Source organism: Mycobacterium sp. UM_11 (genome assembly GCF_001414075.1).
Taxonomy (GTDB): domain Bacteria; phylum Actinomycetota; class Actinomycetes; order Mycobacteriales; family Mycobacteriaceae; genus Mycobacterium.
The window spans coordinates 1-1,019 of record NZ_LATC01000221.1 but is presented as its reverse complement, the minus strand read 5'-3'; the positions used below and the strand labels follow the sequence as shown (position 1 = coordinate 1,019).

Below are 1,019 nucleotides of genomic sequence, written 5' to 3'. Positions count from 1 at the left end.
CGGCAGCGTCAGATGTGTATAAGAGACAGGAATCAAAAAGGATGATCCCCCCTTCCCGTCAGCCGGCGGCCACCGGTCGCAGTGACACGGTGAGACGGACGTCAAACCCGAACCACGGCGTTTGAGTTGTCCGGCCGTCAGCCCCCGAGATCATCGGTAGCTCGGCGGTGAGGTGGGTGCTCACGTCGTAGACGTCCAGTCCCCGAGCCACAACCGCCAGTCCGATCAGCCCGCAGCAGCTGCGTTGATTGCCTCGGTCGCAGCGTACGAGCCAGAACTTGTGGTGAGCGTGTTCACGAACGCCTCGTGAATGGCGGCGGCCTGCGCGCTGACCGCCTGGTACATCTGCGCGTGCGCTGCGAACTGCGCCGCCGTCAGCGCCGACACCTCGTCGGCAGCAGCGGGCACAACCCCGGTCGTGGGGGCCGCAGCAGCCGCGTTCTGTGCGCTCAGCGTTGAGCCGATGGCCTGCAGGTTTCCGGCCGCCGCAGCCAGAGCCTCGGGCTGTGTGGTCACGAACGACATACTTGGTTCCCTCCTAAGATCAATCCCCGACTCTGCAGAGACTAGATGACGGCGGCCCCTGAAGCGCTTCCGGAAGCCGCCTGTTTGCAACTGTTCACGTGGCAGTACGACGAATTCATTTTTGGTAACGCCACAGTAACAGCGTCTGGGCGGGAGCGCAGCACCTTACACCATGGTCACAGCAAACCGTGACCGTCCCGCGTCCCAAAGGTGCTGGTAGGCCTCTCGCGCGGCGCTTTCCCAGGGCAGGCCCGCTAAAAATCTCATTGCCCATTATCTCCCCCCTGCCGGCCAGCAACGGGTGGACGGGCTCGCGACGCGCCTCCGCGAGGCGTCGGCCCCGGCCGCTCTCAACGCCGAGCGCACCCACTTTGTTAACCCCCCGTTCGAACGATCGAAAGCCGTTATCCGGCGAAGGGGGGTCGGGCCATGACGGTGGGGCGGAATCCGTATCGGGGGCCGGCACCGGCGTGGGTGCCGCTGCCGACGCCGGC

1 protein-coding gene and 1 pseudogene are annotated in these 1,019 nt (G+C 65.5%); both read right to left on the bottom strand.

Annotation, left to right across the window (positions count from 1 at the left end; all coding sequences use genetic code 11):
- Nucleotides 1-225: 225 nt before the first annotated feature.
- Nucleotides 226-525 carry a PE family protein gene (locus WU80_RS24740; RefSeq protein WP_046182845.1) on the bottom strand — a complete coding sequence of 100 codons (300 nt, stop codon included), beginning with the start codon at nt 523-525 and terminating at the stop codon, nt 226-228.
- A 404-nt stretch (nt 526-929) separates the two neighbouring features.
- Nucleotides 930-1,019: pseudogene (locus tag WU80_RS25685) on the bottom strand (hypothetical protein); the annotation flags it as partial.

Coding starts and splice junctions, on each gene's coding strand:
- WU80_RS24740 (WP_046182845.1), bottom strand. CDS start 525: ATGTCGTTCGTGACCACACAGCCCGAGGCTCTGGCTGCGGCGGCCGGA.